The organism is Spiroplasma endosymbiont of Poecilobothrus nobilitatus (assembly GCF_964030655.1).
Lineage (GTDB): Bacteria > Bacillota_I > Bacilli_A > Mycoplasmatales > Mycoplasmataceae > Spiroplasma.
In genome coordinates, this window is record NZ_OZ034915.1 from 821565 (window position 1) to 839301 (window position 17737).

At 25.5% G+C, this 17737-nt stretch carries 20 protein-coding genes and 6 pseudogenes; 12 read left to right on the forward strand and 14 right to left on the reverse strand.

Annotation, left to right across the window (positions count from 1 at the left end):
* Positions 1–12 precede the first annotated feature (12 nt).
* Positions 13–243 (reverse strand): hypothetical protein, encoded by a 231-nt coding sequence (locus AAHM76_RS04745; protein WP_342255538.1) that lies wholly within the window; start codon positions 241–243, stop codon positions 13–15.
* A 150-nt stretch (positions 244–393) separates the two neighbouring features.
* Here AAHM76_RS04745 and AAHM76_RS04750 point away from each other — a divergent pair, with 150 nt between their 5' ends.
* Positions 394–873: a hypothetical protein gene (locus AAHM76_RS04750; protein WP_342255539.1), complete on the forward strand. Its 480-nt coding sequence runs from the start codon at positions 394–396 to the stop codon at positions 871–873.
* A 159-nt stretch (positions 874–1032) separates the two neighbouring features.
* Positions 1033–1406: pseudogene (locus AAHM76_RS04755) on the forward strand (spiroplasma phage ORF1-like family protein); the annotation flags it as partial.
* On the opposite strand, the gene AAHM76_RS04760 reads toward AAHM76_RS04755, so the two are convergent.
* The 12 genes and pseudogenes from AAHM76_RS04760 to AAHM76_RS04820 all read right to left on the reverse strand — a co-directional run bounded on the left by AAHM76_RS04760 (position 1391) and on the right by AAHM76_RS04820 (position 11796).
* Complete coding sequence (locus AAHM76_RS04760) at positions 1391–1636, reverse strand: DNA cytosine methyltransferase (RefSeq protein ID WP_342256839.1); 246 nt, start codon at positions 1634–1636, stop codon at positions 1391–1393. The pseudogene AAHM76_RS04755 and the gene AAHM76_RS04760 sit on opposite strands and share 16 nt — an antisense overlap.
* A gap of 157 nt (positions 1637–1793) precedes the next feature.
* Positions 1794–2069, reverse strand: a complete 276-nt coding sequence (locus tag AAHM76_RS04765; protein ID WP_342255540.1) for a hypothetical protein — start codon at positions 2067–2069, stop codon at positions 1794–1796.
* 228 nt (positions 2070–2297) lie between these two features.
* Positions 2298–2492, reverse strand: a complete 195-nt coding sequence (locus AAHM76_RS04770; protein ID WP_342255541.1) for a hypothetical protein — start codon at positions 2490–2492, stop codon at positions 2298–2300.
* Positions 2486–4033, reverse strand: a complete 1548-nt coding sequence (locus AAHM76_RS04775) for a sodium-dependent transporter (RefSeq protein WP_342255542.1) — start codon at positions 4031–4033, stop codon at positions 2486–2488. Before AAHM76_RS04775 ends, AAHM76_RS04770 begins: the two co-directional genes overlap by 7 nt.
* Before the next feature lie 57 nt (positions 4034–4090).
* The gene (locus AAHM76_RS04780; RefSeq protein ID WP_342255543.1) at positions 4091–5749 is read right to left on the reverse strand and encodes a hypothetical protein; all 1659 of its coding nucleotides are present in this window, start codon (positions 5747–5749) and stop codon (positions 4091–4093) included.
* Between the two features lie 140 nt (positions 5750–5889).
* Positions 5890–6414, reverse strand: coding sequence for a methylated-DNA--[protein]-cysteine S-methyltransferase (locus AAHM76_RS04785; RefSeq protein ID WP_342255544.1), 525 nt, complete (start codon positions 6412–6414; stop codon positions 5890–5892).
* A 297-nt stretch (positions 6415–6711) separates the two neighbouring features.
* Positions 6712–7689 (reverse strand): annotated as a pseudogene (locus AAHM76_RS04790) (IS30 family transposase).
* 95 nt (positions 7690–7784) lie between these two features.
* Positions 7785–8895 (reverse strand): annotated as a pseudogene (locus AAHM76_RS04795) (IS3 family transposase).
* A gap of 44 nt (positions 8896–8939) precedes the next feature.
* Entirely contained in the window at positions 8940–9446 is a 507-nt protein-coding gene (locus AAHM76_RS04800; protein WP_342255545.1) for a ribulose-phosphate 3-epimerase, read from the reverse strand.
* 10 nt (positions 9447–9456) lie between these two features.
* The gene (locus tag AAHM76_RS04805; RefSeq protein WP_342255546.1) at positions 9457–9792 is read right to left on the reverse strand and encodes a hypothetical protein; all 336 of its coding nucleotides are present in this window, start codon (positions 9790–9792) and stop codon (positions 9457–9459) included.
* A 125-nt stretch (positions 9793–9917) separates the two neighbouring features.
* Positions 9918–11248 (reverse strand): annotated as a pseudogene (locus AAHM76_RS04810) (PTS transporter subunit IIC).
* 332 nt (positions 11249–11580) lie between these two features.
* Complete coding sequence (locus tag AAHM76_RS04820; protein ID WP_342255548.1) at positions 11581–11796, reverse strand: YneF family protein; 216 nt, start codon at positions 11794–11796, stop codon at positions 11581–11583.
* Between the two features lie 446 nt (positions 11797–12242).
* Here AAHM76_RS04820 and AAHM76_RS08555 point away from each other — a divergent pair, with 446 nt between their 5' ends.
* The 9 genes and pseudogenes from AAHM76_RS08555 (at position 12243) to AAHM76_RS04860 (ending at position 16178) form a co-directional block, all read left to right on the forward strand.
* Positions 12243–12464: an IS1/IS1595 family N-terminal zinc-binding domain-containing protein gene (locus AAHM76_RS08555; RefSeq protein ID WP_425289467.1), complete on the forward strand. Its 222-nt coding sequence runs from the start codon at positions 12243–12245 to the stop codon at positions 12462–12464.
* Positions 12465–12731: 267 nt separating this feature from the next.
* Positions 12732–12881, forward strand: a complete 150-nt coding sequence (locus AAHM76_RS04825; protein ID WP_342255549.1) for a hypothetical protein — start codon at positions 12732–12734, stop codon at positions 12879–12881.
* Positions 12881–13099 carry a hypothetical protein gene (locus AAHM76_RS04830; RefSeq protein WP_004028164.1) on the forward strand — a complete coding sequence of 73 codons (219 nt, stop codon included), beginning with the start codon at positions 12881–12883 and terminating at the stop codon, positions 13097–13099. Before AAHM76_RS04825 ends, AAHM76_RS04830 begins: the two co-directional genes overlap by 1 nt.
* Positions 13100–13407: 308 nt before the next feature.
* A complete protein-coding gene (locus tag AAHM76_RS04835; protein WP_342255550.1) occupies positions 13408–13857 on the forward strand; it encodes a DUF3627 domain-containing protein in 450 nt (149 codons plus the stop codon).
* 138 nt (positions 13858–13995) lie between these two features.
* Complete coding sequence (locus AAHM76_RS04840) at positions 13996–14199, forward strand: DUF2649 family protein (protein ID WP_342255551.1); 204 nt, start codon at positions 13996–13998, stop codon at positions 14197–14199.
* Positions 14199–15212, forward strand: a complete 1014-nt coding sequence (locus AAHM76_RS04845; RefSeq protein ID WP_342255552.1) for a hypothetical protein — start codon at positions 14199–14201, stop codon at positions 15210–15212. The genes AAHM76_RS04840 and AAHM76_RS04845 overlap by 1 nt, the downstream gene beginning before the upstream one ends.
* Positions 15205–15642, forward strand: a pseudogene (locus tag AAHM76_RS04850) (hypothetical protein). The gene AAHM76_RS04845 and the pseudogene AAHM76_RS04850 overlap by 8 nt, the downstream one beginning before the upstream one ends.
* 18 nt (positions 15643–15660) lie before the next feature.
* Positions 15661–15897, forward strand: coding sequence for a hypothetical protein (locus tag AAHM76_RS04855; protein WP_342255553.1), 237 nt, complete (start codon positions 15661–15663; stop codon positions 15895–15897).
* An 11-nt stretch (positions 15898–15908) separates the two neighbouring features.
* Complete coding sequence (locus AAHM76_RS04860; RefSeq protein ID WP_342255554.1) at positions 15909–16178, forward strand: hypothetical protein; 270 nt, start codon at positions 15909–15911, stop codon at positions 16176–16178.
* Here the strand turns inward: AAHM76_RS04860 and AAHM76_RS04865 are convergent.
* Positions 16140–16490 (reverse strand): annotated as a pseudogene (locus AAHM76_RS04865) (IS3 family transposase); the annotation flags it as partial. The gene AAHM76_RS04860 and the pseudogene AAHM76_RS04865 sit on opposite strands and share 39 nt — an antisense overlap.
* Before the next feature lie 84 nt (positions 16491–16574).
* On the opposite strand from AAHM76_RS04865, the gene AAHM76_RS04870 reads away from it, so the two are divergent.
* A protein-coding gene (locus AAHM76_RS04870; RefSeq protein WP_342255555.1) for an IS3 family transposase occupies positions 16575–17686 on the forward strand; the annotation gives its coding sequence in 2 pieces (ribosomal slippage) (positions 16575–16818 and positions 16818–17686; 1113 coding nt in all).
* Positions 17687–17737 lie beyond the last annotated feature (51 nt).

Sequence of the window (17737 nt, forward strand, 5' to 3'; positions counted from 1 at the left end):
TGTTAATTATTGTTATTTTTTGGCCATTATCAGTGCGGCTTGCTTTAAAATGTCATTTTCCATTTTCAAGTCTTTAAGTTCTTTTCGTAAAGTTATTATTTCATTTTCTTCTAGTGTGCGATTATCTTTTGCTTTAAATGAACCAGAATTATTATAATTTTTAACTCAACTATAAATAATTGGTTTTGGTAAATTATATTCTTGCCCTAGATTAATAACACTTTTACCATTTTTATATAGCATGACAATTTGTTTTTTAAATTCTTCAGAGTATTAAGTTTTATTTCCCATTTTTATATTCATTCTTTCTTAATAATTTTATCTAATTTTGAAGTCTATATAATTATGGTCCTAATAATTGTAGCCTATCCAGTTAGTAAGGAGTTTTAAATTATGTTAAATAAAATTAATAATGCATTATTTGGAACATATGAATATTTATATTATGATGCAAGAGGACTTAGAAAAAAGAATTGAAATCAAAAGTATTCTGATAAATTTATTATTGGTTGTATAAAAGATGTTTATTTTAATGGGTTGACTTCTTTTAAAGTTGGTAAAAAATATAATATTTCACCCGGTAGGGTTCGTTTGTGAATTCATTATTTTAAATATCGAAAAGGTTATCGTTTTTATTGTGAAGGTGGAATTTCGGATCAATTAGACAAAATTATTAAAGTGTCTGAATATAATTTGAAATCTAAGAATTTTTTAAAGTGAGAAAAAATAAAAGAAATGTATTTAAAAGGTTGCTCGTATTTAGAAATTAAAAAAGAGTTAAATGTTAGTGATGCAAATATTGAATATTGTGTTAATAAATTTAATTTGCCAAGAAGACGACCAGTTATAATTTCTAAAAATCATATGTGATAAATATTTTTTAAGTTACTTTTGTTGTTAACTGACCATATTTTTAAAAATAAAATAATTTGTAATAACTTGTTGTAGCTAATGTAATTATATTGTGGATGTGATATGGTATTAAATATGGTAAGTTAACAACAAAAGTAATTAATAGTTAGGAGTATTTATGTGAAAAAATCGTTATCTTTATTTGCAGTTGGTATTTTAGGAATTTTAGGTTTAGTAATTCCTTTTATCACTTTAACGGCTTTTAAGCCTTTAAATCAGCAAAATTATACTATTAATCATATTCAACAAGCTAGTGGTATTAATGAAACAGATTTTATTAATACATTGTTTTTACGTAGTGGTTTTTTAAAAATTGGTCAGAAACAAATTACTTTATTAATTCCACTTTAAAAACATCAAAATTATTAATTTATAATGATAAATGATATTTAGATTTTTTAAAAGATAGTTATTCAACCGGAATTTCATTTGATAAGCCAAGTGATGAGTTTATGGATTTATATAAAAATTGGGATACTTATGCTAAACAGTTTATATTTTCTGTATATATTTTTGTTAATGGATAATTATATTTATAAGTTTCAGCAATTTGAGAATCAATTTCATTTGAAAAAATAATATTAAAATAATCATGGTCTATATGAAAACCATACGATAAACCACCACATCCACTAAATAAATAAATTACATTATTTTTTTTCATTTTATCTCCTAAAATTCTAAAATTTTTTTTATATCTATAAACTTTAATTGCACATCACATAATTTTCAAATAAAATAACTTGGAGAAATATTGTATAATACTTGCCCCTCCATTCTTTCTCTTGTAACTCAATTAACATCATCTTCATTAATTGAGTAAATATCAATAAATGAAACATATCCAGAAAAAAATCAAAATGTACAACAAAAGTTTTAATTTAATTTCTTAAAAATTGTTCTTTTGATTCTAATATTTTATGTCTTTTAATGTCATTTATTCCTTGAAAACCTGTTTGAATTTCTAATATAATTAATTCATTATTATAATTTAATTCAATATCAGCTTTTGCGGTTCTGGATCATTTGTCATTTGCATCATCACCTATAATATTTACTTTAGAATCAAATATATATTCTATACTAGGAATAAAAAAACTCCATAATAATTTGCCCACGCATTCACGAAAAATAGACCTCTTCTTTTCTCCTTCCATTATTATTCATTGTGTTTATTTTTTATAAAAGTTCCTTTTGCAATATTTTAATTTTACAATTATTTTTTTAAATTCAAAATGTCGGAAAATAACTACTCTAAAACCATTATTTTATGGGGGTCTTATTTTTTAACCCCTTATATTTATTGACTTTTTTTGATGTTGAGTTGTGTTAGTTAATTTAATTTAATTCATTATAGCACATATACCAAAATTATTTTATTATTTCTACTTTCTTTCACTAGTATTATGATCTAAACTTGGCTCTAAATATTCTTCTAACTTATGTTCTAATGCTAATTTCTGATCGACTTCTAATGTATGCTGGCTACGTTGTCAATCTTTATAGATAAAAAAACCAAAAGCAACTGCTAATAAAGCTGCTAAAACTAATAAAACAACAATGGCGATGGTAACTAACATGGTTTCTGTCCTCCTTTTTCTCGTTTTATGCCATAATAACTATTCAGACTTGCAACTAGTACTGGCACAAAAATACCTAACACGAAAGCTAATACTGAAATATATCAAGCGTTTCTTGTACAGCTAATAATAAAATTATAAACTGAAAAGCCAACAATAATACCTAATATAATTGGAATTAAATAATACATCATAATTTTATATAATTTATTTAATTTAATTCATGATACTTGGTTATTGTAATTAATTACAATATGTATTTTTTTTGCATATCAAACAAAGAAAATAACTTGTGCTAAAGATACTAAAATTAAATCTAATCCTGCTGCTAATAATTGAAAGGAATTAATTACCTGATATGTGCTCTCAAAAACTAGTGATAAACCAACAACAATAATTGTTAAACAAATACCACAAATTACTTTTTGATTACTAATTTCATATTGTGTTTCAATAGCATCCACAATAACTTCAACATTACCGACCGTTGTACTTAATCCGGCAATAAATAAAGCTAAAAAGAATAAAACTCCTAAGAAATTTCCAACTCCTACAACAGTATTTTGATTAATAATATGGAAAGTTTCTGGTAAAACATTAAAAACAAAAACCATTGAATCATTACCAAACTTAGTAGCAATTTGTTGTTGAAATAATAAAATATCATTTTTATCAGTAACCAAATTATTAACAATAGCCCCTGATGCACCAAAAATAAAGATTAAATTAGTAATTGATAAAAATAAAATTCCAATTACTAATAAGTAAGCTTTTGAAGCATTATCTTGGTTATGTGGACCTACACCAGCAAAGCGCATCATCATTCCCATTCCTAATGATGTTGTAAAAAAAGCTAAGGAAAAAACACTACATCATGTTTGACTTTGCTTTAATTTTTCTAAATTATTTGATAAAAACAACGTTGCTAATCCTTGATGGCTCCCTGGAACTGTTAAAATATAAATTGCTAAAATTAAAATAATTAAAAATAATAAGGGCATAAAAAACTTATTAACTTTTTCAATTCCCTTAATTCCAAATAATAATACAAGACCAACTAACAAAACAACAAATAAAAAAGCTAAAAATACAATTCATTGAAAACCACCATTGTTAGTTACGCCAAAACCACCATGCTGTAAAATCTGATGGTTAAAAATATTTCCATCAACATTACTAATCAAGTTAGGACTAAATTCAATTCCAATTGAAATAATAGTATAACCAACTAAAACAGCATAATAAATCGGAATAATAATCATTAAAGTTGATTGAAACCAACCCATAAAGCGACTAAAGCGAACACTTTCCTTATCAAAAATGTTAATTACACTTTTACGCCGAAGATTTCCTAAGTTAAATTCAAAAATTAATAATGGAACTCCCACAATTAATAATGCAAAAATATATATTAAGAAAAAATAAAATCCACCATATTTATTAATATAACCAGGTAATCCTCAAATTACCCCTAATCCAATTGCTGCACCTAATGATGAAACAATAAATCCAAATTTTGTCATTTGTTTTTTACTACTCATTTTTTTCCTCCTTTATTTTTAAATAAAAAATGCAATATTGTTGCATTTTTACCATTTCTATTTCTTTTGAGGTCTAATCTTACGACTAGTACCTCAAACAACGGCAATAATAATACTTGTGCAAAAAGCACCAAACATAGTAATTAAAACAATTTTAATAATGTTAACCTTTTGATTATAACTTGCAATATCATCATAGCCAAAAATGTTACCCATATATTGTCCTTTAATTCCGAAACTATTTACAAGATTCTTAAAATATTTTGGTGCAACATTTCGCGCTTCTTTAATCATTCCATAGTAAGCATCAACAGCATGGCCCATCTCATGGTTCAAAGTACAAAAAACATTTGGTGAGCTTCATCATCCAATTAGATATTCAGAAAGAGTTCTTCCCTGCAAAGCATCATCAAATCCTTTTGCAGAAATAACGATATAAGCTCGTCTAGTTGAAATAAAGAGATTTGACCCTGGTACTAATTGAAAAGAATAATTTGTATAAGCTGCTGTTTGTCTACCTTCTTCTAGCAATGGAGCATCAGGAGAAAATATAAATCCAGTTAAAAAATATTTAAAATTATCACCAGTTATTGCATAAGTCATATTAAATAAATTTAAAATTTGATCTTTAAGAAACTCCATAATATCATCACTTCATTGATAATATTTTTGCATTGCTTGCACACTATCTTTTAAGAAAATAGTACTCCCTTTTTCATGATAATAATTATTTTCATATTCTGTTATCTTTTTTAAATCTTCATCTAACTTATCAAATGATGAATAATATTGTTGTTTACTAGTATTCATAAAATTTTCAAATTTTATAATCGCTGATTGTGATGCTCTCGTATATGAATCATTCATCATATCTCCTAATTCCGCCGTTAAATCCTGCTTACCATTATTAATAATGCTATTTCGTAGAATATTCCCGTTAAAACTAACATTGTTAGTTTCAATATCTCGCATTCCACCACTTGACTGCCACATAATTAAACTTGTTTTAAGAGCATTAAAAGTATAACTCCGTGCTCATAAATTACTATCTTGGGGAATTAATTGTTGTAAACCAAGTTCAAAAAATGGCAAAATATATTTTAAATCAACTGAATCAATGGGTTTAGTTGTTAAATTAGTATTATAACTAATGTTTGACTTTGCAACATACTGGTCAATTTTAGCGCGTTGATTTTGTAAAGAAGTAATCCGGAAACCAAAATTTTCTTTTTGAAGCGGAGTATAAATATCAATAAAAAAATTATTTAAAATCTCTCAACTTTTATTTTTCATTTCATTTGGCATTGTCATTCATTTTGAATATGCTTCAGCAAAAAATTCTTTTCAAGTTTTCATTCCATAAATACTAGCATTAATAATCGAGGCCATTAATGACATTTCAAATAATTCTTTCGTATCCATTTTCACATTATTAATATTAGTTTTAGTATTATAAATTATATTTTTATTAGTAACAATATTGTTTTCCATCATTTTTACTGTTTTGTTTTGTTCAATATTGGAAGACTTATAAATAAAATACTGTAATAAATAGCCTGAATAAATAAAATCATCTTGGTCAAGTGATGAAACTGCTGTTGATGATAGTTCTGTAATATATCCCTTTTGATTAATAAAACTAGAAGTAGGTACAAATGTCATATTAATAGTTCCAAACACTAATAAACTACTTGCTATTGTATGAAACTTTCCCATAATTTTTTCTCCTTTTAATATATTAAAAATTTATTGTTGATAAACAACATGCTAATTAAAAATAAAATTAATTGTAATAAAAACTACTTTTAACAAAGCATAAATTTAAAATAATAAATACTAATTATTAATAAATCTAATTATCAAATATTTTCTAATTGTAATAACGATGCTTTCATTTCTAACCCACCACCACGATAGCCACGTAAAGCATTATTTTTTCCTAAAACACGATGACAGGGAACAAGAATTGTGATGGCATTATTGCCAATTGCTGTTCCCGCCGCTCGCATTGCTTGCGGACGTCCAATTTTTTGTGCAATATCAGCATAACAAGTTGTTGTTCCATATGGTATTTTAGCAACTTCTGCTCAAACCTTTTTTTGAAACGAAGTACCAGTGAAATCAAACGCTAAAGTAAAAAATGTTCGTTTTCCCATTAAATATTCCGTTAATTGTTCCATAACAAGGTTCGTTTTTCCTTCTTGATCAGCAATTAATAAAATATTTGGTCTCTTTTTCTTCAACCAAGATTCTAATTCATTAAACCCTTTGTTATTAGAACCAATAAAAGTTACGCTTTGCTCAGAAACAGCAACATATAAATTTCAATTATTAACCTTTAAATTGTTATAATACCATTTAGTTAACTTTTGTTTGGTCATATCTTATAACCTCCTAGTTATTGCTGTTTTTGATTAAAATAAATTATTTTGTGCTTTAAGGTATTTAAATTATACTATTAATTTATGAAAAACTATTTATAATTAGCAAATTTTTTTTATTTTTTATTTTTTTATTAGGCGCTGTGTAGATACAAACGACATGTTAAGTTAATAATAAAATATTTTTAATAAATTGCAATCATTTTTTCAAAAAAAAAATAAATTTTTGTTATTTCATTTTATTTTAAGTGTATTTAAGCATACTGAAAAATAATTTATTAATTTTAACTAATAAATTTATTTAATATTTTGTAAAAACATTTCTTTCGCACTTATTCAATTTAAACACGGTCGGAGTTTATCATTTATAACATTAACTACTCAATCTATCATTTTTTGACTAACATTATTAAAATCAGTTACCTTAGGAAGTCAATATCTAAATTCGCCATTAATATGTTCAATTAATGGTTTTTGTTGTGGTTTACCAGGATCACAAAAATAAACTTGTGTTTCAGCAAATATTTCTATTTCTCTCCACTTACTAAATTCTTTCCCGCGGTCTGTTATTATTCCTTTAATTTTCCCAATTAAATTATTATTTATAACAATATCTTTAAATTTTGTTATAATTTCACTAGCACTATTGTTTTTTAATTTCACTGCAAAGTAATTGTTACTTGATCGTTCAACTAATACCAAGCAACTAGATTGATGGTGTTTTCCCACAACAGTATCCATTTCAAATCAACCAATACTAGAAACTTTATTTTCAATATCTCAAATTGATTTTAAATCAATTAATTTTCCACGATTATCAGGTTTTCCTTTTGTTTTATATTTTTTACCACGATGGGGTAAATTTTCTTTTTTTTAATCCAAATTCCCCTAAGCGAATTCATTTATAAAAAGTTTTAACACAAGCAGGAAATTTAACACCAAACTTCAATAACAATAAATCAATTGTTCGGGTGTATCGTGGTATTTATTAAATCTTATTTTAATAAAATCTAACTGCTCTTTTTTAAATTCAGGTAGTTTTTTAATGCATTTTTTACGTTTTTGTTTATAATATTTTTGTGATTGATATGGATTATAATCTTGTATATTTTTAAATCGCTTAATTTCTCTTTTAACAGTATTAACTCAACGACCAGTTTGTCGTGATATTTCAGATAAATTAATCGTACCATTTTTCTTTTTACAAGCATCAGATAACAATAAATCCTTAAATAAATCTCGTTCATCAAATATTAAATGTTTAAATTTTCTCATTTTTATACAAATTCCTTTCATTTTTTCTTATAATGTATTATATATAAAATAAAGAGGTTAATCATTTGGAATGGCAACACTTTTTAGGACACTTTTTATATAGACATTTGTTTTCTAAAAGTAACTGGAGATAAATAATTTAAACTGCCATGAATTCGAATATTGTTATATCAATGCACAAAATCAAAAAGTTCGTATTTTAATTGTGTTAAATTTTTAAATTTTTTACCCTTAATAAATTCAGTTTTAAAAGTTTTGTAAGTTGTTTCAGCCACAGCATTATCATAAGGGCAGCCTTTATTGCTTAATGATCTTTTAATATTAAAAGTTATTAAAATTTCATCAATGATTTTATTTTTAAACTAATTACCACGATCAGTATGAAATAGAGTTATTTGATTTAATGGTCGTGTTATTTTATGAAAAGCTTGTTGGGCCAGTTCGGCTGTTTTATTCGGCCCAGCACTATAACCAATTATTTCGCGATTAAACAAGTCAATTAATAAACAAATATAATGTCATTTAGCGCCAACTTGAACATATGTTAAATCACTAACAATAACTTCATTAGGTTTTTTGTTATTAAATTTACGATTTAAAATATTATTAATTTGGTCATTATTGACTGTTGTTTTATGATTATGATATTTTAATTTGATGTATTTAGAAACCAAATTATTTTTGATCATAAAGAATCTGATTTTTCGCCGCGATAAGATGATATCTTTTCTGTTTAAAATAACTTTAATTTTGCGAGCCCCATAAATTTTTCGACTTTTATTAAAGGCACTGATAATTTCTTGTTCATAATTATTAACTTGCTTGTTAATACATTTATTAGTTTGATAATAATACGTTGATTTTGATAAACCCAAAATCTTACATATTTTTCTTACTGAATATTTTGTTTTGTTGTTATTAATTATTGTTTTTTTGGCCATTATCAGTGCGGCTTGCTTTAAAATGTCATTTTCCATTTTCAAGTCTTTAAGTTTCTTTTCGTAAAGTTATTATTTCATTTTCTTCTAGTGTGCGATTGTCTTTTGCTTTAAATGAACCAGAATTATTATAATTTTTAACTAAACTATAAATAGTTGGTTTTGGTAAATTATATTCTTACCCTAGATTAATAACACTTTTACCATTTTTATATAGCATGATAATTTGTTTTTTAAATTCTTCAGAGTATGAAGTTTTATTTCCCATTTTTATATTCCTTCTTTCTTAATAATTTTATCTAATTTTGAAGTCTATATAATTATGGTCCTAATAATTGTAGCCCATCCAACTTTAATTTTCTTTCAAATAAGTGGGTCAAATTGTTGTCCAGTAAAGCCTGGTTTAATTGCCATTAAAGTTACTAAATTAATAGAAGCTAACAGCGGAACAATTTCATTAATGTCATTATTAAGATCTAAGGCAATGCCAACTTTAAGGTGATGTTGTTTTATCGCAGTAACTAAATTCTCCCCTTCTCCCCTATTTTTAACACTATTTCAATGAAAAGTTAAATAATCAGCTTTTGTAAATAATGGAATAATATTCATAATATTAAAGGCCATAATATGCACATCAACGGTTAAATTTGGATAATGGTTTTTTAAATCATTGAGTTCTTTTGGGCCCAACCCATAATTTGAAACAAAATGACCATCCATTACATCAAAATGAATCCAATTAATGCCCACTGCTTGTAACTTTCTTACTTCACCACTTAAATTAGCAGTATCACCACAATAAATTGATGGCGTTAACAATACTGTTTTATTAATGTTCTTGTAAAAATTGTAGTAGTTTTTCTTTTAATTCTGTTTCATCTAATAAATTATCTAACATAATTTTATTCTGATATGGAATTGAATGTGCTAAATCCGCACCACAAATAACTGCTAAAATTTGTTGGTCAGTATCATCAAAAGCATTCACATTAGTATGGGTTACTTCTAAGCGCGGTAAATTTAATTCTTGAACAATCCTTTTAATGTTTATTTCAATTAATAATGATGAACCTAATCTTTGCCCACAAACAGCAACAAGTTTGTTACGATCGGTAGTTTTAAGTAGCCGGGTTTGGACCAGTGATAGGTTGCTTGGATGGTGCATTAAGATTAGTTTTAATAGGAAGTGGTTTTGATTGGTAATGTTTTTTTGTTCGTAAAAAAGTTATTAAATTAAGAAGTGGTAATATTAGTCACAAGATAACGGCAAGAACTGGCAACAATCATAAACTAACTTTCCGTCCGACTAACTGTCCTAACCCAGCAATTGTCCAAACCTAAGATAAAATCACTATCCCCTCATGTTAAACCGTTTAAGCTACCATTAGCATTTGTTAATGTATGCATATATTTTAAACCAAAAAATAAGAATGGAATAAAAGTCATTAAAATCCCATTTAGGAATGGGCCAAAGATTGCTCCTCATACGCCCCCATACGCATTGTCAAAGACACCAGCGGTTACTCCGACAAAGAAATGCGGAACAATACTTGGAATCACAATTGCTCAGCCAATAAAACTATGATCTTGTCAGCCAATTTGATGAACAATAATAATTGTAATTGCCATGCCAATGATTCCGCCAAGAAATGATACATTAAAGCCAATTAAGACTGCATTTTGGACATATGGAAACATTGTTGGACAATCTAACGCCGCTTTTACATTTGGTACTAGCTTTTGAGAAATTCCTTTAAACGAAGGAACAATTTCGGCAATAAACATTCGAACCCCAATTAGTAATACTTCAACCCCGGCAGCAAAGGTAAATGATTGTAATAATCCTTGGACAAAAACATCTTGGCCAGTATTAAGAATGTTAGCATTAACTAAGGCATCATAGCATTTCACACCCCATGCAGTAAAGTAAATAATTAAGTATAAGAAAAACATTGTTATTGCAGTTGCAATATTAGTATTACGTAAGAAGCTTAATCCTTTTGAAAACTTAATTTCTTCTGTTGATTTAAGTGATTTGCGACTTATTTTTGCAATTACAATTTCAATTCAAGCCGAAAACAAGTATTATAATGATCCGGTATGTCCAACTGCTAAGGTATCGGATTTCGTAATTTTAATGACATATTTATTTAATAACGCTGGTGAAATAATCATTCATAGGGATATCAATAATGCACCAGTAATAACAATAATTGGTAAATTTTCAACTAAATTTAACCCCGCTAAATTTAAAACACTAGCAAACATTACTGATAAGTAAAATAAGACATGGCCAGTTAAAAGAATATATTTATAAGTTGTAATACGTGCTAATAAAATATTTAATAACATTGCACAAATCATAATTAATGATTCAGCTAACACAATTTTTGGTAAACTATTTAAAAATAACCCAGGAATAACATCATTATTAGCAATAATCCCATTAATCCCAAACAATAAATTAAAATCATTTCTTAATTTACCAACTGCACCAGCTAAAATCCGGGACCCCCACCGATAATTAAAAACCCGATGGTTGTTTTAATTGTTGCCGAAATTGTTTCGGTCAATTTCTTGTGTTGTAATAAACAACCAACTAGGGCAAATAAACCAATCAAGATTGCTGGTGTGCCAATAAATTCTTTAAAGAAATTTAAAACATAATCGCCAGTTGTTAAAGATAAAAAAACTTGACATTTTTATCCCTCCTTGCTAATTATCATCTTTGTAGTATTAAGATAATGAAGGTTTCTTCTAACATCTTAAATCAACATAACATATGTCTATTCTGATTTTATTTTTTTCTTTCTTCTTTGCAATTTGTTTTCTTCTTTTTTGAAAATTTATGCAAAAGTATTTCTAATGTTAATTATTTGGTAAAACAAAAACACATGTTAGATTATTATTCTAACATGTGTTTCATTATTGGCAAAAGATATTAAATCCAATCTTATTTTGCGCGTTTCATTGAATTCATAACCTTTTTAATATCTGCTTCCGATGGTTTGCGTCCCATTTGCATATACATTGCCCGAATTTGTTTTTCAGTAATTGGGGGATTATCACGTAATTGTTTTTGCACAATTTTTTTGGTAATTAAAAATCCTAAAACTCCACCAATAACTAAACAACCAATCCCAATAATAAGTCCTCCTCATAAAGGCATTCTTGTTGTCCTCCTTTTTTTGTAATAAGTAATTATTAGCATAATTCTTATAATATTTTAACATATTTTTTAAGATAAGTCTTATTTTCCTGGTTTTTGTTCGAATATTATTTTAGGTACCAGTTTAACAATAATTTTAAACTATTTTCAAAAATAGCTAATCATTAAACCGCTTAATTTAAAAGTATCTTATTTACACATTTATTAAAACACATTTCTTCTTTAATTTTGTAGAAAACTCTTGATATTTATAAAATATACCTAAAATTAGGTATATTTTTAATATAAGAGGTGAATAATTAATAGAAAAAATAATTGAAGAATTAATAAATAGTTTAACAGATGATCAATTTTTATAATTTCATGAAAAAGTCAAAAAAGAAGCAGAATTAATTAAAAAACAAAAACGCTTAAATGAAATTGATCAAAAATTTAGGGATAAAGGTATTAAATGTCCTAATTGTCAATCTTTTTATTGTGTTAAAAATGGTCATAATCCTGAAGGAAAACAAAAATATTTATGCAAAAAATGTCGTGCTAGTTTTGATGCTTTTCGTGATCATTTTACGTATTGAAGTCATTTAAATTATGAACAGTGAAATTTTGTAGAAACCACATACATTTTGTGCTTTTGTGGTATTTACAGTTTTAGAAATAAATTTTATTAATATTTTAAATAAGGAGTTGAAATTATGCAAACAAAGCAATGTTTTATTTTGCGGTCGTTAGTGAAAAAGTATGGTAAAGATATTGTTATTAATACTGTCAATAAGATTGCAAAAGATATTGAAATTAAAAAGTAAAAGAATAAATTATTCCGCGTAATTTATTAGCGGATAATTTATTCAATAATGTTTTTTAAGTGGAGCAAAGCGACAACGGGCGGAGCGAGTTTGCAAATTTCAATTTTTTAATTTATTGAAAGGAGTTATATCATGCCAGTGTGATTAACATGAATATTTAGTATTTTGATTTTGTTAGGGGTTTTTGCGTTAATTGGTTTATCAATTTATCAAAAAGTTAAACAAATTCAAGGTAAGAAAAAAGAAAAAAAAGAACTTGAAAAAAGGGAGGATAGAAAATAATGAATTTTTTAGCAGATGCAGTTACTTTTGGAACTGGAATGGATTCCATTTGAACTGGATTAGGTAATGCAATGGGTAAAGTAAAAGATGCTGTATATGGTATTTTGCCGCAATTAATGACCTTTTTAGGTGATGCGTGAATTATTTTAATTCCATTTGGATTATTTATTATTATTAAGATATTAAACTTTTTCCGTCATATGGTTAAAGGATTTTAAGAGTATATTACTCTATATTCAAAGTATTTTAACAAAAACTAAGGCACACTAGTTTATTTATTTTTTATTAATTTATTTTATATAACTATTATTTTAAAACTTAATAGTGTTTTTCAGTGTGCCAATTTTTATTATTTTATATATTTAACATTGTTAATAACATTGTTTATTAAACATTAAACAAACAATATATTAGCATTATGTATAACATTGTTAATAATCAGTGTTTTTATCAATAAATAAGCAATATATAAACATTAAATATAACATTGTTTATTAAACAAATATTTAGTTATGAGTTGATAAAATTGAGTAATTTTGTTAAGAAAAATCAAAATATAGCAAATTATTTTATTTATAAGGAACTTATCCCTTTTGAAACAGATAAAGCAAGTTTTATAAATTTTCCTAATCATAATCGCCATATTGGTTTTTGGTTGAGTAATAAATTTATTTATCCTAGTCAAAAACGCTCTGAACAAGTAGCAATCGGATTGATTTATGACAATTCTTATCGTATTGTAAAATATGATGAAAATTTAAAACAACACGATTTAAAATATTTAACTGGAACAGAAATAATTGATTTGTATAATCAATATAAACAAAACTATTTTACGCGTATGCATAAAGCATTATTTCAAAATGAACCTAAAAAAGTAAAAACAAATAACAATAATAATTTAATAAATTGAAATGATGAAAAAGTAGAACAATTAATTCGTGATTTGGAAGAATTAGATAATGAGTTTATATAATTATTGAGTTCAATTTGTTAGTTATATAATTGGTTCTAATGCCCCAGAATTTTTATATGTTATATCATTTGTATTATTTATAATTTTATTTTTTGGAATGTTTTTTAAACTTATTCAGAAAATGTGGAGTTTTTAAAGATGCAAAATGATTGAACAAAATTAAAAGAGTTTTTTATTCATGTATTTTTGTTTATAGATAAAACAAATGTTGAAACTATTACAACTTGAAATTTAACACAAAATGAATATTTAACTTTAATTGTTGGTGTTTGAATTGTAATTTTTTTTTTAACTTGATTCTTATTGTGAATGGTTTTTAAAATAGTTAGGTATTTTAAGTAATGAAAAAGTTTGCATTTTTTCTAATAAACTTTTGTTATATTAGTGGTTCAATGGTTTTGTTTAGTTTAATTGATTTATTACTTTGAATAATTTCATTAAATTATACTGGTTTAGTATTTTGATTATTATTTGCTTTACAATGTGTATATTTTGTTTGGTGAATTTGAAAAAATATTTTTTATCAGTTAAATGTCTTTCGTTTAGTTTATTTTATTTGGGATAATCCTTTATCAGTAATTATTGATAAATTAGGAACTGGTAAAACATTGCTTTTAACTTTTCTATCACAAGTTATGAAACTTTTAACGAAGAAAATTTATAGTAATTATCCAATTGAAGATGATGAAGTAAAACTTTTAACTTTTAATAATTTAGATTTTACTGATAGAACTAAATTAATACCACCATATGATATTTTAATTTTGTTTGATGAGAGTTTTTTATATATTGATGGAACTAGTCCCCACGAAGTTAAAAAAGTTCATGGTGGTAAAAGTGTGTGGATTGTTTTAGAGAGACATTTTTGTCATCGTGCTATATTTACAGTTCGGCGTGAGGGTGTGATGTGAAATAATATTCGTAATTTAGCAAGTGGTATTATTATTCCTATTTCATTGAAAAAACCCGTTAAGTCAAAATTAGGTAATATTTTTAATCGTAGTTTTGTTATGCGAATTGGTATTTTCCAAGATATTACGGATTATGAAATTTGAAAAACAAAATCAGTAGAACGAACAGCAGAAGGTAAACGAGCAAAACATAAGTCGGATGTTGGATTAGGAATTAGTTTTTTTAAGATAATTATTCCGCTTGAATTTGCTAATAAATATGATAGTTATTGATTAAGTTTTGTCCGTGATTTAAAAAATGATGAAGTTATTAATAAAAAAGAATATTTTTGAAAGGATATATCAAAATTAAATAATAAACAACGCTTAGAATTGTTTGATATTGATATTTTGAAAGAAAATTTAAAAGCAAAAAAAGTGAAAGGAAAGAAAAAAGATGAGTAATTTATTAAGTGAAAGTGTTAATAACGATAATTGAAATAAGATTTTTAGTTTTATTTTTGATACTTTTTTATTTTTTTTTGATGTAATTTGAAATACTAAATTACCAATGACAAATATAACAATTGCTTATTTTTTAATCTTTTTTGTGGTTATTAAGTTATCAATTTATGCTATTCACGGAACATCAACTAATTATAACGATTTAGGTTCAACAGTTAAAAGTGGTGTTATCAATAGTTTTAAACTATACGGCGCTACTGTTCGGGGTGTTTCTAGTACTAAACCAAGGTTTACAAAAACACATTAAAGAACGAAAACAATTTAAAGTTAGTCGCAATAAACAACAGTTATAAAAAGTTTAGCAAAACAAGCAAAAACAAGAGAACAAGGGTTTAAAAGAATTCATAGCACTAAAAGAATAAAAAAATAAGTAAGGAGTTGATTTTATATGATTAAGTTAGTTTTATTGGTAGCGGCAATCGCTATATTTGGAACTGGATTTATTACAGTTATTATTAATCAGTTGACATCAGCAAAAAATATTATTATGGATTTATATAATTCTGATACTTGGTTGTTATCTATTTTTGAAAAAATGGCGATTTTATTTAGTCATCCGTTAATGTTAACAATATCAAGTTTATATATTATTGGTTTTATTATTTCAAAAACATTATATAGTTAGGAGATAAATTTATGAAAAGTAATGTAGAAAATAAAAAAGAAAAGAAACAAAATGGTTTATTTATTTCTTGGGTTGATTTAGTTTTATATTTTATTATTAGTTGTTTATTAGCATTTGTATGTATTTTAGATACAGTTTCAACGATTGACGAATTAAAAGAAAAATATACTGGTATAAGGTTATATATTTTATGGTTTATGATTTATTATATTATGGAATGGCAACACTTTTTAGGACACTTTTTATATAGACATTTGTTTTCTAAAAGTAACTGGAGATAAATAATTTAAACTGCCATGAATTCGAATATTGTTATATCAATGCACAAAATCAAAAAGTTCGTATTTTAATTGTGTTAAATTTTTAAATTTTTTACCCTTAATAAATTCAGTTTTAAAAGTTTTGTAAGTTGTTTCAGCCACAGCATTATCATAAGGGCAGCCTTTATTGCTTAATGATCTTTTAATATTAAAAGTTATTAAAATTTCATCAATGATTTTATTTTTAAACTCATTACCACGATCAGTATGAAATAGAGTTATTTGATTTAATGGTCGTGTTATTTTATGAAAAGCTTGTTGGGCCAGTTCGGCTGTTGGATAGGCTACAATTATTAGGACCATAATTATATAGACTTCAAAATTAGATAAAATTATTAAGAAAGAAGGAATATAAAAATGGGAAATAAAACTTCATACTCTGAAGAATTTAAAAAACAAATTGTCATGCTATATAAAAATGGTAAAAGTGTTATTAATCTAGGGCAAGAATATAATTTACCAAAACCAACTATTTATAGTTGAGTTAAAAATTATAATAATTCTGGTTCATTTAAAGCAAAAGACAATCGCACACTAGAAGAAAATGAAATAATAACTTTGCGAAAAGAACTTAAAGACTTGAAAATGGAAAATGACATTTTAAAGCAAGCCGCACTGATAATGGCCAAAAAATAACAATAATTAATAACAACAAAACAAAATATTCAGTAATAAAAATATGTAAGATTTTGGGTTTATCAAAATCAACGTATTATTATCAAACTAATAAATGTATTAACAAGCAAGTTAATAATTATGAACAAGAAATTATCAGTGCCTTTAATAAAAGCCGCAAAATTTATGGGGCTCGCAAAATTAAAGTTATTTTAAAAAGAAAATATATCATCTTATCGCGGCGAAAAATCAGATTCTTTATGATCAAAAATAATTTGGTTTCTAAATACACCAAATTAAAATATCATAATCATAAAACAACAGTCAATAATGACCAAATTAATAATATTTTAAATCGTCAATTTAACAACAAAAAACCTAATGAAGTTATTGTTAGTGATTTAACATATGTTCAAGTTGGCGCTAAATGACATTATATTTGTTTATTAATTGACTTGTTTAATCGCGAAATAATTGGTTATAGTGCTGGGCCGAATAAAACATCCGAACTGGTCCAACAAGCTTTTCATAAAATAACACGACCATTAAATCAAATAACTCTATTTCATACTGATCGTGGTAATGAGTTTAAAAATAAAATCATTGATGAAATTTTAATAACTTTTAATATTAAAAGATCATTAAGCAATAAAGGCTGCCCTTATGATAATGCTGTGGCTGAAACAACTTACAAAACTTTTAAAACTGAATTTATTAAGGGTAAAAAATTTAAAAATTTAACACAATTAAAATACGAACTTTTTGATTTTGTGCATTGATATAACAATATTCGAATTCATGGCAGTTTAAATTATTTATCTCCAGTTACTTTTATAAAACAAATGTCTATATAAAAAGTGTCCTAAAAAGTGTTGCCATTCCACACTCTAGTCTTAAAATTATAT